Annotated in this window: 23 protein-coding genes and 1 pseudogene; 11 read left to right on the top strand and 13 right to left on the bottom strand. The window is 63.5% G+C overall.

Annotation, left to right across the window (positions count from 1 at the left end; translation table 11 throughout):
- Window positions 1-70 precede the first annotated feature (70 nt).
- Window positions 71-976, bottom strand: coding sequence for a DUF2189 domain-containing protein (locus tag BRAD3257_RS23745; protein WP_122403846.1), 906 nt, complete (start codon window positions 974-976; stop codon window positions 71-73).
- A gap of 533 nt (window positions 977-1,509) precedes the next feature.
- On the opposite strand from BRAD3257_RS23745, the gene BRAD3257_RS23750 reads away from it, so the two are divergent.
- The 5 genes from BRAD3257_RS23750 (at window position 1,510) to BRAD3257_RS23770 (ending at window position 6,040) form a co-directional block, all read left to right on the top strand.
- Window positions 1,510-2,343: a cytochrome c oxidase subunit II gene (locus BRAD3257_RS23750; protein ID WP_122403847.1), complete on the top strand. Its 834-nt coding sequence runs from the start codon at window positions 1,510-1,512 to the stop codon at window positions 2,341-2,343.
- Window positions 2,344-2,421: 78 nt separating this feature from the next.
- Window positions 2,422-4,200, top strand: coding sequence for a cbb3-type cytochrome c oxidase subunit I (locus tag BRAD3257_RS23755; protein WP_122406731.1), 1,779 nt, complete (start codon window positions 2,422-2,424; stop codon window positions 4,198-4,200).
- Window positions 4,197-4,901, top strand: coding sequence for a cytochrome c oxidase subunit 3 (locus tag BRAD3257_RS23760; RefSeq protein ID WP_122403848.1), 705 nt, complete (start codon window positions 4,197-4,199; stop codon window positions 4,899-4,901). Before BRAD3257_RS23755 ends, BRAD3257_RS23760 begins: the two co-directional genes overlap by 4 nt.
- 14 nt (window positions 4,902-4,915) lie before the next feature.
- Window positions 4,916-5,638 carry a heme-copper oxidase subunit III family protein gene (locus BRAD3257_RS23765; protein WP_122403849.1) on the top strand — a complete coding sequence of 241 codons (723 nt, stop codon included), beginning with the start codon at window positions 4,916-4,918 and terminating at the stop codon, window positions 5,636-5,638.
- Between the two features lie 9 nt (window positions 5,639-5,647).
- Window positions 5,648-6,040, top strand: coding sequence for a cytochrome C oxidase subunit IV family protein (locus tag BRAD3257_RS23770; protein ID WP_162500331.1), 393 nt, complete (start codon window positions 5,648-5,650; stop codon window positions 6,038-6,040).
- A gap of 25 nt (window positions 6,041-6,065) precedes the next feature.
- On the opposite strand, the gene BRAD3257_RS23775 is transcribed toward BRAD3257_RS23770, so the two are convergent.
- The 3 genes from BRAD3257_RS23775 to BRAD3257_RS23785 form a co-directional block, all read right to left on the bottom strand.
- Window positions 6,066-7,823 (bottom strand): NAD+ synthase, encoded by a 1,758-nt coding sequence (locus BRAD3257_RS23775; protein ID WP_122403851.1) that lies wholly within the window; start codon window positions 7,821-7,823, stop codon window positions 6,066-6,068.
- 211 nt (window positions 7,824-8,034) lie between these two features.
- Complete coding sequence (locus BRAD3257_RS23780) at window positions 8,035-8,388, bottom strand: diacylglycerol kinase (protein WP_122403852.1); 354 nt, start codon at window positions 8,386-8,388, stop codon at window positions 8,035-8,037.
- 4 nt (window positions 8,389-8,392) lie between these two features.
- Window positions 8,393-9,781 (bottom strand): class II 3-deoxy-7-phosphoheptulonate synthase, encoded by a 1,389-nt coding sequence (locus BRAD3257_RS23785; protein ID WP_122403853.1) that lies wholly within the window; start codon window positions 9,779-9,781, stop codon window positions 8,393-8,395.
- Window positions 9,782-9,961: 180 nt separating this feature from the next.
- Between BRAD3257_RS23785 and BRAD3257_RS23790 the strand changes: the two are divergent.
- Window positions 9,962-10,859 (top strand): annotated as a pseudogene (locus BRAD3257_RS23790) (alpha/beta hydrolase family protein).
- Window positions 10,860-10,973: 114 nt separating this feature from the next.
- Here BRAD3257_RS23790 and BRAD3257_RS23795 read toward each other — a convergent pair.
- The 6 genes from BRAD3257_RS23795 to BRAD3257_RS23820 form a co-directional block, all read right to left on the bottom strand.
- Window positions 10,974-11,237, bottom strand: a complete 264-nt coding sequence (locus BRAD3257_RS23795; RefSeq protein WP_122406732.1) for a hypothetical protein — start codon at window positions 11,235-11,237, stop codon at window positions 10,974-10,976.
- A gap of 204 nt (window positions 11,238-11,441) precedes the next feature.
- Window positions 11,442-12,026, bottom strand: a complete 585-nt coding sequence (locus tag BRAD3257_RS23800; protein ID WP_122403854.1) for a TIGR00645 family protein — start codon at window positions 12,024-12,026, stop codon at window positions 11,442-11,444.
- 32 nt (window positions 12,027-12,058) lie between these two features.
- Entirely contained in the window at window positions 12,059-12,697 is a 639-nt protein-coding gene (locus BRAD3257_RS23805) for a TerC family protein (protein ID WP_122403855.1), read from the bottom strand.
- On the bottom strand, window positions 12,694-13,056 hold the full coding sequence (locus tag BRAD3257_RS23810; protein ID WP_122403856.1) for a hypothetical protein: 363 nt from the start codon (window positions 13,054-13,056) through the stop codon (window positions 12,694-12,696). The genes BRAD3257_RS23805 and BRAD3257_RS23810 overlap by 4 nt, the downstream gene beginning before the upstream one ends.
- A 2-nt stretch (window positions 13,057-13,058) precedes the next feature.
- The gene (locus BRAD3257_RS23815; protein ID WP_122403857.1) at window positions 13,059-13,526 is read right to left on the bottom strand and encodes a TerB family tellurite resistance protein; all 468 of its coding nucleotides are present in this window, start codon (window positions 13,524-13,526) and stop codon (window positions 13,059-13,061) included.
- Between the two features lie 422 nt (window positions 13,527-13,948).
- The gene (locus BRAD3257_RS23820; RefSeq protein ID WP_122403858.1) at window positions 13,949-14,329 is read right to left on the bottom strand and encodes a nuclear transport factor 2 family protein; all 381 of its coding nucleotides are present in this window, start codon (window positions 14,327-14,329) and stop codon (window positions 13,949-13,951) included.
- Between the two features lie 720 nt (window positions 14,330-15,049).
- Between BRAD3257_RS23820 and BRAD3257_RS23830 the strand changes: the two genes are divergently transcribed.
- Complete coding sequence (locus tag BRAD3257_RS23830; protein ID WP_122403859.1) at window positions 15,050-16,189, top strand: hypothetical protein; 1,140 nt, start codon at window positions 15,050-15,052, stop codon at window positions 16,187-16,189.
- Window positions 16,190-16,350: 161 nt separating this feature from the next.
- Here BRAD3257_RS23830 and gor read toward each other — a convergent pair whose 3' ends face one another.
- The 3 genes from gor to rpiA are packed head-to-tail and all read right to left on the bottom strand — an operon-like array spanning window position 16,351 to window position 19,062.
- Window positions 16,351-17,739: a glutathione-disulfide reductase gene (gene gor / locus BRAD3257_RS23835; RefSeq protein ID WP_122403860.1), complete on the bottom strand. Its 1,389-nt coding sequence runs from the start codon at window positions 17,737-17,739 to the stop codon at window positions 16,351-16,353.
- 55 nt (window positions 17,740-17,794) lie between these two features.
- A complete protein-coding gene (locus tag BRAD3257_RS23840; protein WP_122403861.1) occupies window positions 17,795-18,346 on the bottom strand; it encodes a DUF2059 domain-containing protein in 552 nt (183 codons plus the stop codon).
- Between the two features lie 11 nt (window positions 18,347-18,357).
- Entirely contained in the window at window positions 18,358-19,062 is a 705-nt protein-coding gene (gene rpiA, locus BRAD3257_RS23845) for a ribose-5-phosphate isomerase RpiA (RefSeq protein ID WP_122403862.1), read from the bottom strand.
- A gap of 156 nt (window positions 19,063-19,218) precedes the next feature.
- Between rpiA and BRAD3257_RS23850 the strand changes: the two genes are divergently transcribed.
- The 4 genes from BRAD3257_RS23850 (at window position 19,219) to BRAD3257_RS23865 (ending at window position 23,690) form a co-directional block, all read left to right on the top strand.
- Window positions 19,219-19,917, top strand: coding sequence for an HAD family hydrolase (locus BRAD3257_RS23850; RefSeq protein WP_122403863.1), 699 nt, complete (start codon window positions 19,219-19,221; stop codon window positions 19,915-19,917).
- 308 nt (window positions 19,918-20,225) lie between these two features.
- Entirely contained in the window at window positions 20,226-21,260 is a 1,035-nt protein-coding gene (gene moaA / locus BRAD3257_RS23855) for a GTP 3',8-cyclase MoaA (RefSeq protein WP_122403864.1), read from the top strand.
- 292 nt (window positions 21,261-21,552) lie between these two features.
- Window positions 21,553-22,092: a TRAP transporter small permease subunit gene (locus BRAD3257_RS23860; protein WP_122403865.1), complete on the top strand. Its 540-nt coding sequence runs from the start codon at window positions 21,553-21,555 to the stop codon at window positions 22,090-22,092.
- Complete coding sequence (locus BRAD3257_RS23865; RefSeq protein ID WP_122403866.1) at window positions 22,089-23,690, top strand: TRAP transporter large permease; 1,602 nt, start codon at window positions 22,089-22,091, stop codon at window positions 23,688-23,690. Before BRAD3257_RS23860 ends, BRAD3257_RS23865 begins: the two co-directional genes overlap by 4 nt.
- Window positions 23,691-23,907: the final 217 nt, after the last annotated feature.

Below are 23,907 nucleotides of genomic sequence, written 5' to 3' on the forward strand. Positions count from 1 at the left end.
TTTCGCGGATGATGCAGCAATCCACAATCGCACGTCTTACTCGCAACCGTTATCACTCAAGCGCGCGCTACTACTCGCCCTCGCGGCTCCACGGGAAGAGATTGGCCGGAAAGTCTGCTGCGTAGCGCCTGCCCCTCGCGGGCGGCGGCGGTGCGTCCGGTGGATTCGGATTGGGTTCGACCATCCGCCGATAGAGATGCCAGGTGGCATGACCGAGCACCGGAAGAACGACGGCGAGACCGACGAAGAGCGGCAGCGAGCCGATCACGAGCAGCGCCGCCACGATGAGGCCCCATCCGGCCATCGCAACCGGATTCGCCGCCACCGCTCGCAGCGAGGTGCGGATCGCGTCGATCGCGGTCGCATGCCGGTCGAGCATCAATGGAAATGACACGACGCTGACGCACAATGCCACAACCGCAAACAGGAAGCCGACACCGCAACCGATGATGATGAGCGACCAACCTTCCGGCGTCGTCAGCACGCGCGTTGCGAAGTCGGGGATGCTTGCGGCCGCCGCATGACCGAAGATTGAGACATAGATCGCGTTCGCGACGCCGATCCAGGCCCCGAACAGGACCAGCAGGAGCACGCCGAGTTCGATCATGGCGCCGAACGACGGTGCGCGCAGCACCTTGATCGCATCCCACGCTTCGACCTCCTCGCCGCGCTCACGACGGCGGCTGAGTTCGTAGAGACCGATCGCAGCAAAAGGACCGATCAAGGCAAAGCCGGCGGCCAGCGGAAACAGTAGCGGCAGCACCGAATAGCCGAGCACCATCCTGAACAGGACGAGACCGAGAACGGGATAAATCAGGCACACGACGATCGCGTGACTCGGCATCGCCTGGAAATCCTCCCAGCCCAGGCGCAGGGCCTCGGTCAGGTCGGACAAGCTGATCTTGCGAATGGGATACGAGGCTGCTTCACCGAATACGTGCCGCCTGACGATGTGGTGGGAGTAGAGAGTGGCCATGGACGGACCTCCCGTGCTGAAGATCGCGGTTTTCGACAACACGCGCTTTCCAGCCACGCGTGTCCGCCGGACGAGCAGGAAACGCGATGGGTCAGGTACGGCAACCCAGGTTCAGCGAACGAGCCTGGCCGGACGGAACCCGTCGCGACCTTACCTCCCAAGCTTAGCGCGCGCGGGGCATGGCTGCACTCACGGTTGGGTGAATTGTGCACCAGCACCGACTTGTGCATTGCACCACCAAGACGCGACATGCGCACCTCATGCTTTGTCGGTTTGCCCAGCCTGGCTATCGCACCACTTTGGGGCACCCACACTGCTCTATTGACGCCGGATCAGGCTGGGATCATTTTAGACGCAGACGCCCTTAGAGTTGATGGTCGCGAGCGTTCTCTTGAATTTCGCGACCAGTGGAATGGGCGAAGCAAGAGGCCGGCGATGGCATAGATGCCAACCAGAAAGGCCAGCCATCGCGACAGACATGAGCTCCGCCCTGGATTCGTATCCGTAGCCTTCGATGGCAAGGATGGATCAGGATGGCTGTCGCACTGATACTGCTTCTGGTCGCGATCGGCTCGGTGCTGTTTCATATCTACAGCCCGTGGTGGTGGACGCCGATCGCAACCAACTGGGCCTATATCGACCACACCATCAACATCACGTTCTGGATCACGGGCTTCGTTTTCGTCGCGGTGATCGCCTTCATGGCTTACTGCGTCTTCCGCTTTCACCACAAGGAGGGAAGACGGGCCGACTACAATCCGGAAAACAAAAGGCTCGAATGGTGGCTGAGCGTCGGGACCGGCGTCGGCGTCGCAGCCATGCTGGCGCCTGGCCTCGTGGTCTGGCACCAGTTCGTGACGGTGCCTGCGGATGCCACCGAGGTCGAGGTCATGGGCCAGCAATGGCAGTGGAGCTTCCGCCTTCCGGGCAAGGATGGGCAGCTGGGCACAACCGATGTCCGCAACATCGCTTCCGACAATCCGATGGGTCTCAATCGTGACGACCAACACGCGCAGGACGACGTCGTCATCGAGAACGGCGACCTGCACCTTCAAGTAGGCAAGCCGGTCAAGGTTCTCCTCCGCTCGGTTGATGTCCTGCACGATTTCTACGTGCCCGAATTCCGGGCCAAGATGGACATGGTTCCGGGCATGGTGACCTACTTCTGGATAACGCCGATCCGAACCGGAACGTTCGATGTTCTCTGTGCGGAGCTTTGCGGCGCAGCTCACTATCAGATGCGCGCCAAGGTCATCGTCGACGAAGAGCGTGAATATCACGCCTGGCTGGAGCAACAAAAGACGTTCGCAGAATTATCGCCGGCAAAAGCCGTCGTGAAGGCGACGTATCAACCCGGCGGCAAGTAGCAAGCTGCCGCCGCGAAGATGGATCGGGTGCGATGAGGCCGGGCCTCATCCCCGATGGAAACGACCGAGGAGGTTTCTATGGTCGATATTCCATATGAAGGGATCCGCGGCATCCCGCCTGCCGAAGTACCCGATGTCGAGCTCTATCATCCGCGGAGCTGGTGGACACGGTATGTCTTCTCGCAGGACGCCAAGGTAATCGCCGTCCAGTATTCGCTGACCGCGACCGCCATCGGGCTCGTGGCCCTGGTGCTGTCGTGGCTGATGCGGTTGCAACTGGGATTCCCCGGCACCTTCTCTTTCATCGATGCCAATCAGTACCTCCAGTTCATCACCATGCACGGGATGATCATGGTGATCTATCTGCTCACCGCGTTGTTCCTGGGCGGCTTCGGCAACTACCTGATCCCGCTGATGGTCGGCGCCCGGGACATGGTCTTTCCGTATGTGAACATGCTGAGCTATTGGGTCTACCTGCTCGCAGTCCTGGTGCTGGCCTCGACATTCTTCGTGCCCGGCGGCCCCACCGGCGCCGGCTGGACGCTCTACCCGCCGCAAGCAATCCTCTCCGGAACGCCAGGGCAGGATTGGGGCATCATTCTCATGATGTCGTCCCTGATCCTGTTCATCATCGGCTTCACGATGGGCGGGCTGAACTATGTGGTGACGGTGCTGCAGGCGCGCACCCGCGGCATGACGTTGATGCGCCTGCCCCTGACGGTCTGGGGCATTTTCACGGCGACCGTCATGGCGCTCTTGGCATTCCCTGCACTGTTCGTTGCCTCGGTCATGCTGCTGCTCGACCGTCTTTTGGGCACCAGCTTCTTCATGCCTTCGCTCGTCGAGATGGGCACGCTGTCGAAATATGGCGGCGGCAGCCCGCTGCTCTTCCAGCACCTGTTCTGGTTCTTTGGCCATCCCGAAGTCTACATCGTCGCCCTGCCCGCGTTCGGCATCGTCTCCGATCTGATCAGCACGCATGCGCGCAAGAACATCTTTGGTTACCGCATGATGGTCTGGGCGATCGTGGCCATCGGCGCGCTGAGCTTCATCGTATGGGCGCACCACATGTATGTGAGCGGCATGTTCCCGCAATTCGGGTACTTCTTCGCCACCACGACGCTCATCATCGCGATCCCCACCGCCATCAAGGTCTACAACTGGGTGCTGACGCTTTGGCGCGGCGACATTCACCTCACGGTGCCGATGCTGTTCGCGCTCGGCTTCATCATCACCTTCGTGAACGGCGGGCTCACCGGCCTCTTCCTCGGCAACGTCGTCGTCGACGTACCGCTCTCGGATACCATGTTCGTGGTCGCGCATTTCCACATGGTGATGGGCGTGGCACCGATCATGGTCGTGCTCGGCGCGATCTATCATTGGTACCCCAAGGTCACGGGACGGATGTTGAACGAGACCCTGGGCAAGTTTCACTTCTGGGTCACCTTCTTGGGTGCCTACCTGATCTTCTTCCCCATGCACTATCTCGGACTGCTCGGGGTTCCGCGCCGGTATTTCGAACTCGGGGATGCGACGTTCATCCCGTCTTCGGCCCATTCGCTGAACGCGTTCATCTCGGTGGTGGCCTTGACCGTCGGCTTCAGCCAGATGGTATTCCTGTTCAACCTTGCTTGGAGCTTGTTCAAAGGTGAGCCCTCAGGCGGCAACCCGTGGCGGGCGACGACGCTGGAGTGGCAGACGCCGGAGACGCCCCCAGGGCACGGCAACTGGGGCAAGGAGCTCCCGGTCGTGTACCGCTGGGCCTATGACTACAGCGTGCCCGGCGCCGCCGAGGACTTCATTCCGCAGAACCAGCCGCCGCGCGCGACGCAGCTCGCTCAGGGAGCCGCTTCGTGAGCGCCATCATCCTGTTCCTGGCAGTGCTTGCGGTAATCGCCGGATGGTGGCTGTCGCAGCAGCGGCTGACGGCCAAGCCCTGGCTGGAGGAAGGCCCGGTCGGTGACTTCCCCGGCGGCGATGCCATGGCCTGGCCGGCAGCGAAGGTGGGACTTGGCGTGTTTCTCGCTGTCGCGAGCGCGTTATTCGTCCTCTTCATCAGCGCCTACTCGATGCGCATGAGCGTGGCGGACTGGCGGCCGCTGCCGGTACCGCGGCTGCTGTGGGTCAATACGGGTGTCCTGGTCATGAGCAGTGTCGCGCTGCAATGGTCCTACGTGGCCGCGCGACGATACGATGCGGAAGGTGTCATGATCGGTCTGCTCGCGGGCGGAGCATCCGCCGTGATTTTCCTCGCCGGACAGCTCCTGGCCTGGCAACGGCTCGGGGCCGCCGGATATTTGGTGGCGTCCAATCCGGCGAACTCGTTCTTCTACCTGTTGACCGCAGTGCACGGGCTGCATCTGACGGGCGGTCTGGTGGCCTTGGGCCGAACCTCGGCCAAGATGTGGCGCGGCGCCGAGATCGCCGAGATGCGCTTGAGCGTGGAGCTGTGCGCCATCTACTGGCACTTCCTGCTGCTGGTCTGGCTCGTCCTGCTCGGTCTTCTCACGGGCTGGACCGACGATTTCGTCAACATCTGCCGCCAATTGCTGAGCTAGGGAGGCGAGACCAGATGGCCGAGACCCTGCTGACAGATCCGGGCCAATCGCCTGCGCGGCTTGAAGGCTGGCGCGGCATCGCCGCCGACTGGGCGTCCGATCAGCGCGCCTTCAAGAACGTGTCCTGGGGCAAGGCCATGATGTGGATCTTCCTCCTCAGCGACACCTTCATCTTCAGTTGCTTCCTGCTCTCCTACATGACGGCGCGCATGTCGACGACCGTGCCGTGGCCGAATCCCAGCGAAGTCTTCGCTCTCAACATCGCCGGCAAGCACATTCCGCTGATCCTGATCGCCATCATGACGTTCATCCTGATCAGCAGCAGCGGCACCATGGCGATGGCCGTCAATTTCGGCTACCGCCGCGATCGCGTGAGAACCGCAATCCTGATGCTGGTCACTGCAGCCTTCGGCGCAACCTTCGTCGGAATGCAGGCCTTCGAATGGACCAAGCTGATCATGGAGGGCGTCCGGCCCTGGGGCAATCCATGGGGTGCCCCGCAATTTGGCGCGAGCTTCTTCATGATCACCGGCTTCCACGGCACCCATGTGACGATCGGCGTGATCTTCCTGATCGCCATTGCGCGGAAGGTCTTTCGCGGCGACTTCGACGTCGAAAGGCGCGGCTTCTTCACGAGCCGCAAGGGGTATTACGAGATCGTCGAGATCACGGGCCTGTACTGGCACTTCGTCGATCTCGTGTGGGTGTTCATCTTTGCATTCTTCTATCTTTGGTGAGGTCGGCGCATGACAAACGCGGCGGTACACATGGAAGGACAGCTCCACGCTCCGGCGCATGGCGCAGTCGCAACGGCAGCCGTTCACGCCAAGGGTCAACAGCACCCGATCAAGCTCTACCTCGTGGTCTGGGGCTGGCTGTTCGTCCTCAGCACGTGCTCCTACCTCGTCGACTACTTTGGCCTGCACGGCTATCTGAGGTGGTCGCTGATCCTGTTGTTCATGGTGTTGAAGGCCGGCCTGATCGTCGCCGTCTTCATGCACATGGCCTGGGAGCGGCTGGCCTTGGCCTATGCCATCCTGTTGCCGCCGATCGCGGTATTGGTATTTGTGTCGATCATGGTGCTCGAATCCGAATACACGCACTTCCTGAGGGTGCTGTTTTTCGCAGCCCCGTCATAGGGCCCACCGTCGCTCAAGCTGGAGTTCAGCCCTCGAAGGCGTCGATCGACGCCTTGCTGCCGCGCGAGACCAGCGTCTCGTCCGGCGCCGGCAGCGGCTCGCCCTTGTCGCGGAAGCGGTTGGTGATGGGATAGCGCCGGTCGCGACCAAAGTTCCTCGCCGTCACCTTCACCCCGGGCGCGGCCTGGCGGCGCTTGTATTCGGCAACGTTGAGGAGATGGTCGATGCGGGTGACCGTCTCGCGGTCGAACCCGGCGGCGATGATCTGGTCGAGCGGCTCCTCGCGTTCGACCAGGCGTTCGAGGATCGCATCGAGGACCTCGTAAGGGGGCAATGAATCCTGATCGGTCTGGTTCTCGCGCAGCTCCGCGGTCGGCGGACGCGTGATGATGTCTGGGGGGATGACCTCGCCGGCAGGACCGAGCGCGCCATCCGGCTTCCAGAGGTTACGCAGCGCCGCCAGCCGAAACACCTGCGTCTTGTAGATGTCCTTGATGGGGTTGAAGCCGCCATTCATGTCGCCATAGAGCGTGGCGTAGCCGACCGACATCTCCGACTTGTTGCCCGTCGTCACCACCATCAGGCCGGTCTTGTTGGAGATCGCCATCAGAAGCGTGCCGCGGGTGCGGGCCTGGAGGTTTTCCTCGGTGATATCAGGCGGCAGGTTCTGGAAGATGCCGGACAGGATGGTCTCGAACCCGTTCACGGCTTCCGCGATCGGCAAGACTTCGTAGCGAATGCCGAGATGGCCGGCGAGCTCGCCGGCATCGGCAATCGAGTGTGCTGCCGTATAGCGGTAAGGCAGCATCACGCCGTGCACCTGGTCGGCGCCGAGCGCATCGACCGCGATCGCCGCGCAGAGCGCGGAATCGATGCCGCCGGAAATACCGAGCAGCACGCCGGGAAAGCCGTTCTTGCCGACATAGTCGCGCAGGCCCAGCACGCAGGCGGCGTAATCGGCCTTGTCGCCCTCGGGCAGTTCGGCAATCGGTCCGGTGCAGCGCCAGTCGTCGCCGTTTCTGGTGAAGCGCAGCGTGACGATGCTCTCTTCGAAGGCCGGCAACTGCGCCGCAAGCGAGAGATCGCCGTTGAGGGCGAAGGATGCGCCGTCGAACACAAGCTCGTCCTGGCCGCAAACCTGGTTGAGATAGAGCAGCGGCAGCCCGCTCTCGGTCACGCGTGCCACCGCGACCGAGAGGCGCACGTCGTTCTTGTCCCGGGCATAAGGCGAGCCGTTCGGCACCAGGATGATCTCGGCGCCGGTCTCCGCCAGCGTCTCGACCACGTTCTCGTAGTCCTCGGATTCCTCCAGCCAGATGTCCTCGCAGATCGGCACGCCGACGCGAACGCCGCGCACGGTGAGGGGACCGGCAGTAGGGCCGCGCGAAAACAGCCGCTTCTCGTCGAACACGCCATAGTTCGGCAGATTGCACTTGAACCGCAGTGCGGCGATGCGGCCCCCGTCGAGCAGCGCGCAGGCATTGTAGAGCCTGCCCTCCTCGACCCAGGGCGTGCCGACCAGCATCGCCGGACCTCCGTCGGCGGTCTCGCGCGCGAGCGTCTCGATGACGGCGCGGCAGGCGGACTGGAACGCCGGCTTCCGTACCAGGTCCTCCGGCGGATAGCCGGCGATGAACAATTCCGGAAACAGCACGAGATCGGCGCCGTCAGCGGCAGCTCGCGCACGCGCCGCGCGGACCTTGCCCGCATTGCCCTCCACGTCGCCCACCGTCGGATTGAGCTGGGCGAGCGTGACCGCGAATGTGTTGAGACGTTCGGTCATGGCGCTCTCGCTGTCACCTCTCCCGAAGGGAGAGGTCGGATTGCATCGAAGATGCAATCCGGGTGAGGGATTGCGGTCTCTCGTGGGACCCACGCCCCCTCACCCGCGTTGCGCTCGACGATGCACATCGCGAGACGCAAATCGACCTCTCCGCGTTGGGGAGAGGTGAAGGAGCCTCGGGCACCGACGCTCAATCGACTATCTCCGCGTCTTACAGGAACCCCAACCGCTCGACGACGGCAAAGATCCAGAACGCGCCGGCCATCAGCAGCGCGACACCGACGGCCGCCGAGCCCATGTCCTTGACCCGCCCGATCTGCTTGTCGTGATCCATCGTCAACCGGTCGGCGAGCTTTTCGATCGCCGTGTTGAGCAGCTCGACCACGAGGACGAAGGCGACGGCACAGACCAGCTCGACCGCGCGCATCGCGGTCGCGCCGATGAACCAGGCGAGCGGCACCGACAGCAGCAGCGCAAAGATCTCCTCGCGGACGGCCTGCTCCGATTGGAACGCAAAGGCCAGACCGTTGCGGGAATTGATCGTGGCCTTCCAAATCCGCAGCAAGGTCTTAGAGCCCCGCTGCGGCCGGAATCGGCTGCGCCTTGCCGGCGCGCTCCTGTTTGAGGAGCTCGGCGACCAGGAAAGCCATATCGATGGATTGCTCGGCATTGAGGCGGGGATCGCAGACCGTGTGGTAGCGGTCGTTGAGATCCTCGTCCGTGATCGCGCGGGCGCCGCCGAGACATTCGGTGACGTCCTTGCCGGTCATCTCCAGATGCACGCCGCCGGCGTGGGTGCCTTCGGCGGCGTGGATCGCGAAGAACGACTTGACCTCGGACAGGATGCGGTCGAACGGCCGCGTCTTGTAGCCCGACGTCGAGGTGATGGTGTTGCCGTGCATGGGATCGCACGACCAGACCACCACCCGGCCCTCGCGCTTCACGGCGCGGACCATGTTCGGCAGATGCTCGCCGATCTTGTCGGAGCCGAAACGGCCGATCAGCGTCAGCCGACCCGGTTCGTTGTCGGGGTTGAGCACGTCGATCAGCTTCAAGAGCTCGTCCGGCTTGAGCGACGGGCCGCATTTGAGCCCGATCGGGTTCTTGATGCCGCGGAAATATTCGACGTGGCCATGATCAAGCTGGCGGGTGCGGTCGCCGATCCAGATCATGTGGCCCGAGGTCGCGTACCAGTCGCCGGTGGTGGAATCGACGCGGGTCAGGGCCTGCTCGTAACCGAGCAGCAGTGCCTCGTGGCTGGTGTAGAAATCGGTGGCGCGCAGCTCGGGATGGCTCTCGAGATCGAGGCCGCAGGCGCGCATGAAATTGAGCGCGTCCGAGATGCGGTCGGCCAATTCCTTGTAGCGGCGGGACTGCGGACTATCCTTCAAGAAGCCGAGCATCCATTGATGCACGCTGCCGAGATTGGCGAAGCCGCCGGTGGCGAAAGCGCGGAGCAGGTTCAGCGTCGCCGCCGACTGGCGATAGGCCATCAGCTGGCGCTGCGGATCCGGCACGCGCGCTTCCTTCGTGAAGGCGATGTCGTTCACGATGTCGCCGCGATAGCTCGGCAGCTCGACGCCACCCACCTTCTCGGTCGGCGAGGACCGCGGCTTGGCAAACTGGCCGGCGATGCGGCCGACCTTCACCACGGGGACAGCGCCGGCATAGGTCAGCACCACCGCCATCTGCAGCAGCACGCGGAAGAAGTCGCGGATGTTGTTGGCGCCGTGCTCGGCGAAGCTCTCGGCGCAGTCGCCGCCCTGGAGCAGGAAGGCGTCGCCGGCCGCAACGCGGCCCAGCGCCTTCTTCAGATTGCGCGCCTCGCCCGCGAACACCAGCGGCGGAAAGGTCGCAAGCTGCGCCTCGACGTCGGCCAATGCCTTGGCGTCGGGATAATCGGGCACCTGTAGAACCGGCTTGCTGCGCCAGGACTCGGGCGTCCACCGCTCGGACATCGCAATCTCTCCGTGAAGCAAAAAGTACAACCTGATCTAGGGGTTGCGAGGGTCGCCTTATACACAGGCTGGCTCCCGGCCGCCAGTTGTAAATCCATTTCGCACCGCAACCCTTGCGGCGAAAGCCAAATTCGCATTTGCTGGGGATGGCTAAGAAAACTGGCAGGACAGCTTCTGCCCATGGGCGCGGCACTGGACGACGTTTTCATCGACGAAATCAGCTTTCCGGCAACCGACGGCTATGCGCTGACCGGCACCCTGTTCCTGCCGCGCGGCGTCAAGCGCCACGCCGTCCTGATCAATTCAGCGACCGCCGTGCCACGCAAGATTTATCGGGGCTTTGCCTCCTACCTCGCCCATCGGGGCTGCGCGGTGCTGATCTACGACTATCGCGGCATCGGCGACTCCCGGCCGCCGGCGATGGTCGGCTACAACAAGCCGAAATCGCTGGCCGGCTTCAAGGCCTCGATGTCCGACTGGGCCGCGCTCGACGTCACTGCCGCGGTCAGCTGGATGCGCGAGCGCTATAGCGCCCTGCCGCTTGCCTATGTTGGCCATTCCTTCGGCGGTCAGGCGCTCGGGCTGATCGCGAACAACAGCGACGTCTCGCGCGCCGCGCTCGTGGCTTCGCAAGCGGCAACTTGGCGGCTGATGACTTCGCCGGAGAAATACCGCGTCTACGCCTTCATGAACTTTGTTGGCGTGCCGCTGGCCCACGCGCTCGGTTACGCGCCGGGCTGGGCCGGTGTTGGCGAGGATTTGCCCAAAGGGCGTGTTCCTGCAGTGGGCCGAGTGGGTCTCGAGCCCGCGCTATCTCTTCGATTCAAAACTGCCGGCCCTCGAGAACTTCACCAAGTTCAAGGGCGAGCTGCGCGCGCTATGCTTCTCCGACGATCCCTGGGCCACGCGTCCCGCGGTCGAGCTGCTCGCGAGCGGATTCACCGCAACCAAGCCGGAGGTGCTGACGGTAAAACCGTCCGATATCGGCGCCAAGGCCATCGGCCATTTCGGCTTCTTCCGCCCCGAGCACCGCGACACGCTGTGGCGCGGCCTCGCGGAATGGATCCAGGGGGAATGACCCTGGGGCGCCAGCGAGGACCAATTTTGGTTGAATCGATGCCAGCTGCGAGTCCACCTCTCGCGTAGGGAGAGGTGAACCGAGCAAATCGACCGAGCCGCAACTCGTCATTCTTTAACGAATGATCGTCGTCATCGACGAGTAGCGCCTGTTCGGCTTGGCGTCACCCGGCGCAAACTGCGCGAAGGCGTCGCTGACGCGGACTGCCGGCGGCGTGTCGCTCGCAAAACGAAATTCCTTCGGCCCCGGCGCATAGAAGCTGGCACTGTAATAGGCGTCGTCGAAGCGCGTCTCGCCGGTCCCGAACAATGTGTCGCAGACGAACAGGAGCGCGTAGACTCCCGCGACCGCTGCGACGATCTCCCTGAAAATTGACATGCTGATGCCCTGCCCTTTTGCGGGCAGGATGCCGATCGGTTCCAAAGCTCTGGTTTAAAGCGCCGTGCTTCTTGTCCTCAGCGTTTGCCGCCGCTGGACCGATTGCCGACAATTTTATCGATCTTGAAAGAGAGCCCGCCCGACCGGACGATCAGGCGAGCTCCAGGATTGGCCGCTCGGGAGGTATTCAGGCGGCCGGGTTGATCAGCCGTGGCCGGCCTCCTTGCGATGGCCGCTCTCGCTGAGCCGGTCGACCCAGGCGATGCCGATCGCCGAGATGATGAAGGTCATGTGGATCAGCACCTGCCACATCACGCCAGTCTCGGTGAAATTGCTCCGCGTGGTGCCGAGATTGCCGGCCTCGATGAAGGTCCTGAGCAGCGAGATCGAGGAAATGCCGATGATCGCCATCGCGAGCTTGATCTTGAGCACGCTGGCATTGACGTGGCTGAGCCATTCCGGCTCGTCTGGATGCCCACTCAGGTTCAGGCGGGAGACGAACGTCTCGTAGCCGCCGACGATCACCATCACCAGCAGATTCGAGATCATGACGACGTCAATCAGCCCGAGCACGACCAGCATGATCTGCTGCTCGCTGGCGTCGAACGAGTGCGCGACCAGATGCCAGAGCTCCTTCAAGAACAACAGCACATAGACGGCCTGCGCGACGATGAGGCCGATATAGAGCGGCAATTGCAGCCAGCGCGAGCCGAAGATCAGCTTCGGAAACAGGCCAATCGGCGGCTGCGGCGCGGCCAGCGCCGAAGGTGCTTTGAGTTCAGACGTCATTGATCACTCCGGATTGCAGACAGGCGAGCGTCTCAGAGACTCGCGATGACAGGCGCGAGCTCGAGCGAGCCCCGATAGATCATCTCGAACGCGACGTAAATGATGATGGCGAGACCGACATAGGCGACCCAACGATGCTTCTGGAGCACGCGGCCGAGCAGATCGGCGGCGATGCCCATCATCGCAACCGACAGCAACAGGCCGAAGACGAGAATGTAGGGATGCTCGCGCGCAGCGCCCGCGACTGCGAGCACGTTGTCGAGCGACATCGAGACGTCGGCCGCGACGATCTGCACCGCCGCCTGGCCGAAAGTCTTTCGCTGCACCGGCGCAGCATCCGCGCCGCCGCCATGGCTGAGCACGAGCTGGCTCGAATGCCCGGACTGCTCGCGCAGCTCGCGCCACATCTTCCAGCACACCCAGAGCAACAGCACGCCGCCGGCGAGCAGCAGGCCGATCACTTGCAGGAGCTGGGTCGCGATGCCGGCAAAGACGATGCGCAGCGCAGTCGCAGCGATGATGCCGACGACGATGGCCCGGCGGCGCTGCTCGGCCGGCAGACCCGCCGCGGCAAGACCGATCACGACGGCGTTGTCGCCGGCGAGCACGAGGTCGATCAGGACGACTTGGAACAGCGCGGTCAGCGCCTCGGGAGTGATGAATTCAGTCATGTTTGATCATTCTTCGATGCCGACGGATCAAGCCAATGCGGCTTGCGGCGCTCGATCCAGTCGAAGACCTTTGAACGGGAGGAGCGCAGCGCAGGCACGTCCTCGGCGAGCAGCGCGAGGCCGAGCGGCAGCATCCAGACGCCGAGCACCGGCAGGAAGGAGAGCACACCGCCGACGACCAGCAGCGTGCCCGAGGGAATCCTGACCCAGCGGCTGGACGGCTTGAGCAGATAGGTGAATGTGTCGCCCATGCGCGGTGGCAGACGGCGGACGAGCTTGGCCAGGCGCGGGTCTCCACCGGCGATCTGGCCGGTGGTGCCCTCGGTTTCCGTGGTGCGCCCGTCCGAAACCGTGCTCATGCTTACTCCTTCAAGGCGGCCTGCAGCTCGGCGCGCGCCGCGCTCGGCACGACCGGCTTGGCGCGCGGCAGCACCAGCGTCAGCAAGCGCAACAATTTGATCGCCTGCACTTCGTGGGGATGTACGTCCTCATCTGCGGCGGCAACGCGCTCCGACAGCTCCATCAGATGGGACGAGAGCGGCAGATTCGAAACCGGCCGCAGCGTGTCGATCACGACATTGGCAAAATCCGGTTCTGCAAGCCGTTCGGCGAGTTCATCGAACATCGCACAGAGCCGTTCGTCCGACATGTGCGGCGCCAGCTTGCGATCCCGGATGAAACGAACCACCTCGTCGCGTTCGACCGGCGAGACGCGGCGGTCGGCAACCGCGACCAGCGCGCCTACGATCACCAGCGCGACCGCGGCCTGCTCGTTCAGGCTGAACGGCTCCGCGATCTCGATCGGATGTGAGGTTTTGGCGTCAGACATCGTAGCTCCCTTAACTTGCGAAATGGCCGCACGGAGTTGCGATGGAGACGAATGGTCGGAGGGAACGAAAAGGGGCCCGACAATCGGCCGATCCATCGCATTCGCGCGGGACAGGTCATCCGACATCACGAGGTTTGCCGACATCTGTCGGCGTCCTCGCCAGAGGGGCCCGGATTCTTGTTCGTCCCAGAGATAACGGCGGGTCTGTCGGAATCAAGGCGATACGACTGCGACCAGCCGCCGCATCGGTTCCGTGTTGGAAGCGCTGCGCCCGGGGCAAGAGAGCGTGGTTTTCGCGCACACCTGTTTCAACAGCGTCATTGCGAGCGCAGCGAAGCAATCCAGAATCCCTCCGCGGAAAGACTCTGGATTTGCTTCGCTGCGCTCGCAACGACGCAACATGGCCGACAGGCGTCACTCCTTCAATTCACCCGCTCGACAAGATGTGCACGGGACGGCGACGGATCGAACCGGTCGCCGAAATATTGCGTTTCGTGCGCGACCAATCCGTCGCGGAACTCCATGATGCTGACGACGTAGGACGGCACCCCGTCATAGCTCAGGATGAACTCGCTCACCCAGAGATCGCCGCCGCCGATGATCCGACGGACCGTGAAGCGCTTCCTGTTCGGCTGCACGAAACGGCTCTGCTGGATGTTCCTGCGGCCATGAATGCGCTCGCCCGATTGCGGATAATCGAGCATCGCATCCTCGCAATAGATGTCGTGCTCGGCCTCGAAATCATTTGCGTCCGAGGCGTCCCAATGGCGCTGAAGCGCAGCTCGCGTGGCGTGATCGTCCATCTCGACCTCCGATCTCGACGTCTCCCATCTTAGCACCGGAGCCGCGCAAAACGGCGACATCGCAACCGTGTCACGATGAAGTGCGACGCTCTCAGCGACAAGCGCTTCCGAGGGGGCGCAGCGCGCCCTCATAGCGTCCGCGCAAGCTTCGGCAACGAAAATGCCTTTCCTGAACTCGACGATCGCGGAGAAGCGCATGAATCGCATCACATCCTGCAGGCGGCGGCGGCCACGCGCTTGTCCCGATGCTGGCGGCCAAAGGCCGCCCGGAGCTGAGCTGCCTCTGGTGCGAAGTGTTCGACGCGTGCGCGTTGGACATGGCCAAGTGGACCGATAGCCCGTTCGGCAAGCCCGAGGGCACCGTCCGTCGATCGTTCGAATGAACCGCGTCAGACGTTGAGCTGTCGGCACTTGCCTGTCGCTGCAACCGGCGCGGCTGCATGCCCTTTGCAGGACATGCCGACAAATTAGACAAGATCAGTCGCTCCACCCACATGCGGTTGGCACGGACAGGCCAGGCATGTTGGCGCCCCCTGTTGCCTAACCTCAGGTGCAATCTCGATTATTTTCGCGCCGCATGGAGCCGGCGAGCCTGCAGCGCTCCGACTGGCCTAAAATTCGCAAGACGGCATCAGGCCAATTCCCTGCCCCGCCACGATAAGGAGCGGCAAGTTGCGCGCGCCCAGCTCCGGGATGAACGGCCTCAGATCGGAGAATGCCATGAACGTGCATGCTGCCGGAGACCTCAAATTCACCGGTCTCGCCCATCCGAACGGCGCGCGGCTGCGCCTCAACGATCAGGATTTCGTGGCGATCGATCGCGACCGCGATGCGAAATTCGAGGCAACGTACCGGCCGCAGGCGCTGTACAACCGCGCCAATGAAGGCTTTCACGCCAACAACGAGACCTTCCTCCTGCACGAGGTCGCGACCAATCTGCCGATCTACCGGGCCGACACCGGCCCCACTGATTTCCATCTGCATCTGCCACCGGGCGGCTTTCAGCTCGTGCTGGTCACCTCTGGCGCGTTCACCTTCGACTATGACGGGCGCTTCTACAATGTGGGCCCTGGCGCGGTGATGCTGCAAAGCGCGATCGTGCACCGGCAGCTGTTCTACACCTGGTCGGGCCTGTCGACCGAAGAGAATTTGAAGACGCCGCAGACCGTGGTGCCCGATCCGATCTCGATGGGCTATTCGGGCAAATTCCTCGAAGCCTTCATCACCGATCCCACCACCTTTCCCAACCCGACCATCGTCGGTCCGGACCAGATCAACGAGGCCGAGACACCACGTGTGGCCTGGAGCCATCCGTTGCACAACCGACCGGCCGGTGCCGGCTTCTGGCTGCAGGATCCCCTGGCGCTGGACGCGGTGTTCAAGCCGCTCGCCGGTGGCGCGGTCAAATCGGCGATGCCGGTTTACGTGCGCGACATCGGCATCGAGATTCCCAGCGGTCATCTCGTTACCGGCCACATCATCGCGACAGACCCGCGCGGTCGGTCGCTGCTGCCGAAGAGCACGTCGGTCGCCGCGGACGCGGCCTGTTTCGCCAGGGGAGAGGTCGTGATCTACCGCGTCATTCGCGGCACGGCCGAATTTCAAAAGAAGGCCGGCGAGAGCTTCGAGCTTTCCGCCGGCGACGTTGTGACCGCAGGCAAGGAGTCCATCAGCCTCACGGGTGTCGGCGAAAATACCCAGGTCCTCCGTCTCGGCCTGCTCAAGGGCATGAACGAGCTGCGCAGCTGGACACCGACGCAGCGTGACGAGATCGACGGCCTCGCCGGTCAGATCATCACGCAGAAGGACGTCCGCCCCCTGCGCACCGAAGGCAAGCCGGTCGGGTATCTGTACGGGTAGGCGCGGATCTCGTTGCGGCCATCCTTCGAGCCGCCCGCCTACGGCTGGCCCTCAGGATGAAGTCGTGTTTTGCGGCGAAATCTTAGACCCTCATGGTGAGGAGCCCGCCACAGCGGGCGTCTCGAACCATGCAGGCCGAGCTCGTCCGGCGGACGATAGCCCTACTCCGCCGCCTGACGCACGTGGCGTGCGGTCGGGATGCGCATCGTGACGAGCTCTTCGGCCGCGGTCGGATGCAGCGCGATCGTCGCGTCGAAATCCGCCTTGGTCGCCTTCATCTTCACCGCGATCGCCACGGCTTGCGTGATCTCGGCGGCAGAGTCGCCGACGATGTGACAGCCGAGCACGCGGTCGGTCGCGCCGTCGACCACGAGCTTCATCAGCACGCGGGTGTCGCGGCCCGACATCGTCGCCTTGATGGGCCGGAAGGTCGTCTTGTAGATGTCGACGTGGCTGTATTGCGCGCGCGCCTCGGTTTCCGTCAGGCCAACCGTGCCGACTTCCGGCTGCGAGAACACCGCGGTCGGGATGTTGGCATGATCGACCCTCACCTCGCGCTTGCCGAACACGGTGTCGGCGAAGGCATGGCCCTCGCGGATCGCGACGGGCGTCAGGTTGAAGCGATGGGTGACGTCGCCGATGGCATAGATGCTGTCGACCGAGCTCCTGGAGAAATGGTCGACCGCGATGCCGCCGTTGTTCGGGTTGATGGTGACGCCGGCCTTCTCCAGACCGAGATTGGCGACGTTGGGATGACGGCCGATGGCGAACATCACCTGGTCCGAGGCGAGGCTCGAACCGTTCGACAGATGGGTGGTGAAGCCCTCGCCCTGGCGCTCGACCTTCGTCACCGTGCAGCCGGTGAGAATCGTGATCCCCTGCTTCTCCATCTCGGCTCGCACGTGCGTGCGAACATCCTCGTCGAAGCCGCGCAGAATGTTGTCGCCGCGATAGATCACGGTGACGTCGGAGCCGAAGCCGGCGAAGATGCCGGCGAATTCCAGCGCGATATAGCCGCCGCCCTGGATCACGATCCGCTTCGGCAGCTTCGCAAGGTGGAACGCCTCGTTGGAGGAGATGACGTGCTCGATGCCGGGAATCGCCGCGCCATGGTTCGGCGCGCCGCCGGTTGCGATCAGGATGTATCTTGCAGTGATCTTCTTGTCGTTCTCGAGCAGGCGGACGGTATGCTTGTCCTCGATCACCGCGCGGCTCTTGACGATCTGCGCGCCCGACTTCTCGACATTGGCGGTGTAGGCCGCCTCCAGCCGCGCGATCTCCTTGTCCTTGTTGGCGATCAGCGTCGGCCAGTCGAAGCTGGCGGACGGAACGGTCCAGCCGAAGCCTGCGGCGTCCTCGAGTTCCTGACGGACATGCGAGCCGATCACGAACAGCTTCTTCGGCACGCAGCCGCGGATCACGCAGGTGCCGCCCATGCGGTACTCTTCCGCGACCATCACGCGGGCACCATGACCGGCCGCAATGCGGGCGGCACGCACACCGCCCGAGCCGCCACCGATGACGAAGAGATCGACGTCGAATTCAGCCATAGTCCACTCCGACCTCTCCTAGAGCATGATCAGGATTCTGATCAGATAGGTACTGTCAGATCTCCTTGCCACGCTTGCGCATTTCGGCGCGGAAGGCGCCCATCACGGTCTCGGAGAAGTTCTGGGCCCAGGAGTTCATGAAGGCCATGCTGAGGCCGATGGCGCGCGGCTCGGCTTCGATCAGCTTCTTGCCCAGCGGCGACTTGTAGAAGGTGACGAGATCCTTCAACTCCTGTTCGGTGAACTCGCTGGCGTAGATCTGCGCCATGCCTTCGCCGATCTCGTTCTGGCGGCCGGCGAGCTGCTGGGCCACGATCGGCGCGACCTCGTTGAGGTCCTTCTGGTAGTTGAGGTTCTGCTGCGTCAGCGCGATCTTGGTCTTCTCGACGAGGCCCGGCACGGCGCCCTGATACATCGCCGTAGCGTTCTTGATCTGCAAAATTTCCTTGGCCGCTGCGATCGCCGCCGGCGAGGCTTTCGGCTGGGCCGGCGCGGCGGCCGCCTTGGGCTGGGCCGGCGCCGGCTGCTGCGCGATCGCCGGGACCGCCGAGACGGCCAGGCCAGCAGCAAAGGTCGCGGCCGGCAACAATTTCAAAACGCTCTTCATTCCTAGTCTCCTTAGGGCTTTCGCCGTTCAATCACGCGGATTCCCTCGCCGCCCGCCAGAACGGCCGAGCTGGCCAAGCCGATGAACAATCCATGTTCGACCACGCCGGGGATCGCGCTCAACGCCTTGGCGAGGCTGGCGGGATCCGCAATACGTCCGAGCTGGGCATCGACGATCCAGTGGCCGCCATCGGTGACGAAAACGTGGCCGTCTTTGGCATTGCGGACCGCCATTTGCCCGGAAACGCCGCAGTCCGCAAATGCCTTCTCGATCGCGCGGCGCGTCGCCCCGAGGCCGAACGGGATGACCTCGACCGGCAGCGGAAACTTGCCGAGCGTCGGCACCCATTTGCTGTCGTCGGCAATCACGATCATGCGATCCGAGGCGGCCGCCACGATCTTCTCGCGCAAGAGCGCGCCGCCGCCGCCCTTGATCAGATTGAGCTCGGGATCGATCTCGTCCGCGCCGTCCACGGTGATGTCGAGATGGTCGATCTCGTCCAGCGTCGTCAGTGGCACACCGCAACGCTGCGCATCGGCCCGCGTCGCCTCGGAGGTCGGCACGCCGACCACCTTGAGCCCGGCGGCGACGCGCTCGCCGAGCAGCTCGACGAAATGTTTGGCCGTTGAGCCCGTGCCGAGCCCGAGCTGCATGCCGTCACGAACCTCCTCGAGGGCGCGCGCAGCAGCCTGCCGCTTCAACTGGTCCATATTCACGTGTGCGCCCGCCTCTGAATCCGGAGGATACGCCGCCGATCGCGGCCGCTTTCGGCGGCCTATGTAGCCTCGTTTTTCCCGCGGGAACAGGCCTATAAAGCGATCTTATGGGCCCGCCCCTTGCGCGGATGCGACCGGGCCGGTAGCGCTTGGATCATGACCTCCTTCAAAAAGACGCGCCCGCACACCATCGTCTTCGATCTCGACGGCACGCTTGTGGATACGGCGCCCGACCTGATCACCGCGCTGAATTATGTGCTCGACCGCGAAGGCCTGCCGCCCGTGCCGATGGCCTCGGCCCGCAACATGATCGGCGCAGGCGCCCGCAAGCTGATCGAGCGAGGGCTGGAGGCCGAGGGCCGCACCGTCACCCCCGCCGACATGGACCGGATGACGGCGGATTTCATCGCCTATTATGCCGACCATATCGCGGTCGAATCCCGCCCCTTCGATGGGCTCGAGGCCGCGCTCGATCATTTCGCGGCGCAGGGCCATCGCCTCGCGGTCTGCACCAACAAGCTGGAATGGCTGTCCAAGCGTCTGCTGGACCAGCTCGACCTCAGCCGGCGCTTCGCGGCGATCTGCGGCGCCGATACCTTTGGCGTCCAGAAGCCCGATCCGACCATCTTTCGCGAGACGGTGGCTCGGGCCGGCGGGGATGTGAAGGCGAGCATCATGGTCGGCGATGCCGGAACCGACGTCGGGGTCGCCCGGCGGGCCGGGGTTCCCGTGATCGGGGTCAGCTTCGGCTACACCGACGTGCCGATTGCCGAGCTGAAGCCGGACCGGTTGATCCATCACATGCGCGACCTGCCGGCGGCCGCAATCGATCTGATGGCGACTTCCTACAACTAACTGATATTACTGGGTTATTATCTATGCGCCGCGCGCCAATTGCTTGCCCCAAACGACACTTCTAAGGTCGGCCCGGGGATGTGGCGGTTCGCCGCAGTAGATGTGGATGGTTCATGCGTCGTGTCATCGCGATTGCGTTAGCGGGGGCGAGCCGCACCCGCAGCCAGCTCGCCCTTCCCCGATCCGAATGCAGGCAAGCGCTGAGTTACATACACCAGCCGATTGTCCTAGCCGCGTCCGATGCTTAGATTGCGTCGACCGCACCGCTGAAAAGTGCGCCCGTCGCCGCAAGTGACAAGGCATTTGGTATGAACGGACCTTCCGTGAGCCCCCGCGCCGCGCTATCGAGCGCGATGACCGATCCGTTCGGACGGACCATCACCTACTTGCGCGTTTCCGTCACCGACCGCTGCGACCTGCGCTGCTTCTACTGCATGTCGGAAGACATGACGTTCCTGCCCAAGGCCGACCTGCTGACGCTGGAGGAACTGGACCGGCTCTGCTCGGCCTTCATCGCCAAGGGGGTGAAGAAGCTGCGGCTCACCGGCGGCGAGCCCTTGGTCCGCCGCAACGTGATGACGCTGGTGCGCTCGCTGTCGCGGCATCTTTCGAGCGGCGCCCTGAACGAGCTGACGCTGACCACCAACGGCACCCAGCTTGCGAAACACGCGCGGGAGCTCGCCGATTGCGGCGTCCGCCGCATCAACGTCTCGCTCGACACGCTCGATCCCAAGAAGTTTCGCGAGATCACCCGCTGGGGTGAGATCGACAAGGTGCTGGAGGGCATCGAGGCCGCACGCGCCGCAGGACTTGCCGTGAAGATCAACGCCGTAGCCCTGAAGAACCTCAACGAGGACGAATTGCCCGAGTTGATGCGCTGGGCCCACGGCAAGGGCATGGGCCTGACGCTGATCGAGGTGATGCCGATGGGCGAGATCGGCTCGGGCCGGATCGACCAGTATCTGCCGCTGTCGCTGGTGCGTGCCCGCCTCGCCCAGCAATTCACGCTGACGGATCTGGCCGAGAGCACCGGCGGTCCGGCCCGCTATGTCAGCGTCGCCGAAACCGGCGGCAAGCTCGGCTTCATCACGCCGATGACCCATAATTTCTGCGAATCCTGCAATCGGGTGCGCATCACCTGCACGGGGACGCTGCACACCTGCCTGGGCCACGAGGATGCCTCGGACTTGCGCAAACCTCTGCGTGCATCGAGCGACGATCTGCTGCTTGCAGATGCGATCGACCGCGCCATTGGACTAAAGCCCAAGGGCCACGATTTCATCATCGACCGCCGCCATGACCGTCCCAGCGTCTCCAGGCACATGAGCGTCACCGGCGGCTGAGGGATTCGCCAGCCGCCATCTAAGCCGCTGCTGACGCGTCAATTTGTCCATTTTCCGATTGACGGCACGTGAACCCGCTGGTTTGGTGCGACCGCCTTTGCTTGCCCGGCAACATAAGCCGGCCCGCCCGTTGGCGGTCGCGGTCAAGACGGCAAGGCGCGAGGGGAGGACTGACGCTGCAATCGCTTCGGAATGCGATCCGTGTGGTCGTGTGCCTTTTGCACGCGAGCCGAGCGATACGTGCTGAAGCCTCCCGGTGAAGTATTAGGCCGCGACGGAGAGAGAGAGTAAGATGCGTCCATTGCTGGCGCTGAGTAACGCCATTGACGCCCTCAACGAAAAGATTGGGTACGTCTGTAACCTGCTCGTGCTCCTGGCATGCCTGGTTAGCGCGGCGAACGCCATGATCCGCTACGCCTTCAACGACTCGTCAAACGGCTGGCTCGAGCTGCAATGGTACATGTTCGCCATTCTCGTGATGTTCGGCTCGGCCTACACCTTCAAGCGCAATGAACATGTGCGGGTCGAGATCTTTTATCTGGTCCTGTCCGAGCGTGGTCAGCTCTGGCTCGACATGATCGGCACGCTGTTCTTCCTGATTCCCTCGTGCCTCCTGCTCGCCTATCTGTCCTGGCCGTTCTTCATGCAGGCCTACAGTGTCGGCGAGATGTCGGCCAACGCCGGCGGCCTGATCCGCTGGCCGATCAAGTTCGTGATCCCCGCCGGCTTTGTGATGCTGGCGATCCAGGGCGTTTCCGAGGTCATCAAGCGTATCGCGGCTCTCCAGGGCTATGTGACGATCGACGCCAAGTACGAGAGGCCGACCCAATGATTACGCTGGAGATGATGCCGCCCTTGATGTTCGGCGGCCTGGTTCTGGCGATGCTGATCGGCTTCCCCGTGGCATTCACGCTCGCCGCGGTCGGCCTCTCCTTCGGCTTCCTCGCCATCCATCTCGGCTTCTTCGACCTCAACTTCCTTCAGGCCATTCCCGGCCGCGTGTTCGGCAGCGTGCTGTCGAACGAGCTCCTGCTCGCGATCCCGTTCTTCACGTTCATGGGCGCCATATTGGAGAGATGCGGTCTCGCCGAGGACATGCTGGATTCGATGGGCCAGCTGTTCGGCCCGGTCCGCGGCGGCCTCGGCTATTCCGTGATCATCGTCGGCTTCATTCTCGGTGCCATCACCGGCACGGTGGCGGCGCAGGTGATCGCCATGGCGCTGATCTCGATGCCGGTGATGATCCGTTACGGCTACAACATGCGCTACATCACCGGCGTGCTGGCGGCCTCCGGCACCATCACTCAGCTGGTGCCGCCCTCGCTGGTGCTGATCGTGCTCGCCGACCAGCTCGGCAAGTCGGTCGGCGACATGTATCTCGGCGCCTGGGGCCCCTCGGTGTTCCAGATCGTTCTGTTCGCCGGCTACACGTTCATTCTCGGCCTGATCAAGCCAGGCCATGTGCCGGCGGTGCCGCTGGAGGCGCGCACGCTGACCGGGTGGGCGCTGTGGAAGAAATGTCTGAAGGGCATCATCCCCTCGGCCGTGCTGATCTTCGTCGTGCTCGGCACCATGATGATGGGTCTCGCGACGCCCACCGAGGCCGGCGCGATGGGCGCCGTCGGCGCGATCGTGCTCGCCGCGATCCACCACAAGGACTTCTCCTCGACGGACAACAAGATTTTGCTCATCGGCGTGATCGCGGCCGGCATCGGCACCATCGTCGCGATCCTGTACAGCGAGAACTTGATCTTCAAGATCGCCTTCGCGGTGACCTATCTGGCGATCGCGTGGATCTGCATTCGTGCCGCGCGCATCCCCGACCTGCGCGACCTGATCACGCAGGGCTACCAGTCCACCATGCGCCTCACCTGCATGGTCACCTTCATCCTGATCGGGTCGACCTGCTTCTCGGTGGTGTTTCTCGGCGTCTCCGGCGGCGTCTGGCTCGAACATCTCCTGACCTCGCTGCCCGGCGGCGTCTGGGGCTTCCTGATCTTCATCAATCTCTTCATCTTCTTCCTGGCGTTCTTCCTCGACTTCTTCGAGATCGCCTTCATCATCCTGCCGATGATCGCGCCGATCGCGCAGAAGATCCTTGCGCCGGTGGTGGGACCGGACGCGGCCCTGATCTGGTTCGGCGTGATGCTCTGCGTCAACATGCAGACCTCGTTCCTGCATCCGCCGTTCGGCTTCGCGCTGTTCTACCTGCGCGGGGTCGCGCCGAAGGAAGTGAAGAGCTCCGACATCTATTGGGGCGCCGTGCCCTGGATCGGCTTGCAACTGATCATGGTGCTGCTGGTGATCATCTTCCCGTCCGTGGTGACGGGCCTCCTGGACAAGCCGCTCAACGTCGATCTCGACAAGGTCAAGATCGAAGTGCCGCAGATCGAGCTGCCGCCGCTGGATCTCGGCCCGCCGCAGAAGTAGGTGGTTCTACCAGCAAGCGCCGATCCCCTCTTCTCCCCTTGTGGGAGAAGGTGGCCTCTCTCCGCGCATTTGACTCGCAGTCCGACTCGCGTAGGCAACCCCTCGCCCAGCCTCGCTATCGCGAAGCCACCCTCTTCCCACGAGGGGAGAGGGTGCAGCACCGCCGCGCGTGACAAGCGCCGCGAACACAGGCATATCGGGCTACTTCTTCAACCGA

It is taken from the genome of Bradyrhizobium vignae (genome assembly GCF_900324035.1).
In the GTDB taxonomy this organism is placed as follows: Bacteria; Pseudomonadota; Alphaproteobacteria; order Rhizobiales; family Xanthobacteraceae; genus Bradyrhizobium; species Bradyrhizobium vignae.

Bases quoted from the DNA above. Each gene is read 5' to 3' on its own strand.
- BRAD3257_RS23860 (WP_122403865.1), top strand. From the start codon at position 21,553: ATGCGTCCATTGCTGGCGCTGAGTAACGCCATTGACGCCCTCAACGAA.
- BRAD3257_RS23750 (WP_122403847.1), top strand. From the start codon at position 1,510: ATGGCTGTCGCACTGATACTGCTTCTGGTCGCGATCGGCTCGGTGCTG.
- BRAD3257_RS23775 (WP_122403851.1), bottom strand. From the start codon at position 7,823: ATGACCGAACGTCTCAACACATTCGCGGTCACGCTCGCCCAGCTCAAT.
- BRAD3257_RS23820 (WP_122403858.1), bottom strand. From the start codon at position 14,329: ATGGACGATCACGCCACGCGAGCTGCGCTTCAGCGCCATTGGGACGCC.
- BRAD3257_RS23800 (WP_122403854.1), bottom strand. From the start codon at position 12,026: ATGACGTCTGAACTCAAAGCACCTTCGGCGCTGGCCGCGCCGCAGCCG.
- BRAD3257_RS23795 (WP_122406732.1), bottom strand. From the start codon at position 11,237: ATGTCAATTTTCAGGGAGATCGTCGCAGCGGTCGCGGGAGTCTACGCG.
- BRAD3257_RS23830 (WP_122403859.1), top strand. From the start codon at position 15,050: ATGAACGTGCATGCTGCCGGAGACCTCAAATTCACCGGTCTCGCCCAT.
- BRAD3257_RS23810 (WP_122403856.1), bottom strand. From the start codon at position 13,056: ATGAGCACGGTTTCGGACGGGCGCACCACGGAAACCGAGGGCACCACC.
- BRAD3257_RS23850 (WP_122403863.1), top strand. From the start codon at position 19,219: ATGACCTCCTTCAAAAAGACGCGCCCGCACACCATCGTCTTCGATCTC.
- BRAD3257_RS23765 (WP_122403849.1), top strand. From the start codon at position 4,916: ATGGCCGAGACCCTGCTGACAGATCCGGGCCAATCGCCTGCGCGGCTT.
- BRAD3257_RS23805 (WP_122403855.1), bottom strand. From the start codon at position 12,697: ATGACTGAATTCATCACTCCCGAGGCGCTGACCGCGCTGTTCCAAGTC.
- moaA (WP_122403864.1), top strand. From the start codon at position 20,226: ATGAACGGACCTTCCGTGAGCCCCCGCGCCGCGCTATCGAGCGCGATG.
- BRAD3257_RS23755 (WP_122406731.1), top strand. From the start codon at position 2,422: ATGGTCGATATTCCATATGAAGGGATCCGCGGCATCCCGCCTGCCGAA.
- BRAD3257_RS23815 (WP_122403857.1), bottom strand. From the start codon at position 13,526: ATGTCTGACGCCAAAACCTCACATCCGATCGAGATCGCGGAGCCGTTC.
- BRAD3257_RS23865 (WP_122403866.1), top strand. From the start codon at position 22,089: ATGATTACGCTGGAGATGATGCCGCCCTTGATGTTCGGCGGCCTGGTT.
- gor (WP_122403860.1), bottom strand. From the start codon at position 17,739: ATGGCTGAATTCGACGTCGATCTCTTCGTCATCGGTGGCGGCTCGGGC.
- BRAD3257_RS23770 (WP_162500331.1), top strand. From the start codon at position 5,648: ATGACAAACGCGGCGGTACACATGGAAGGACAGCTCCACGCTCCGGCG.
- BRAD3257_RS23745 (WP_122403846.1), bottom strand. From the start codon at position 976: ATGGCCACTCTCTACTCCCACCACATCGTCAGGCGGCACGTATTCGGT.
- BRAD3257_RS23785 (WP_122403853.1), bottom strand. From the start codon at position 9,781: ATGTCCGAGCGGTGGACGCCCGAGTCCTGGCGCAGCAAGCCGGTTCTA.
- BRAD3257_RS23840 (WP_122403861.1), bottom strand. From the start codon at position 18,346: ATGAAGAGCGTTTTGAAATTGTTGCCGGCCGCGACCTTTGCTGCTGGC.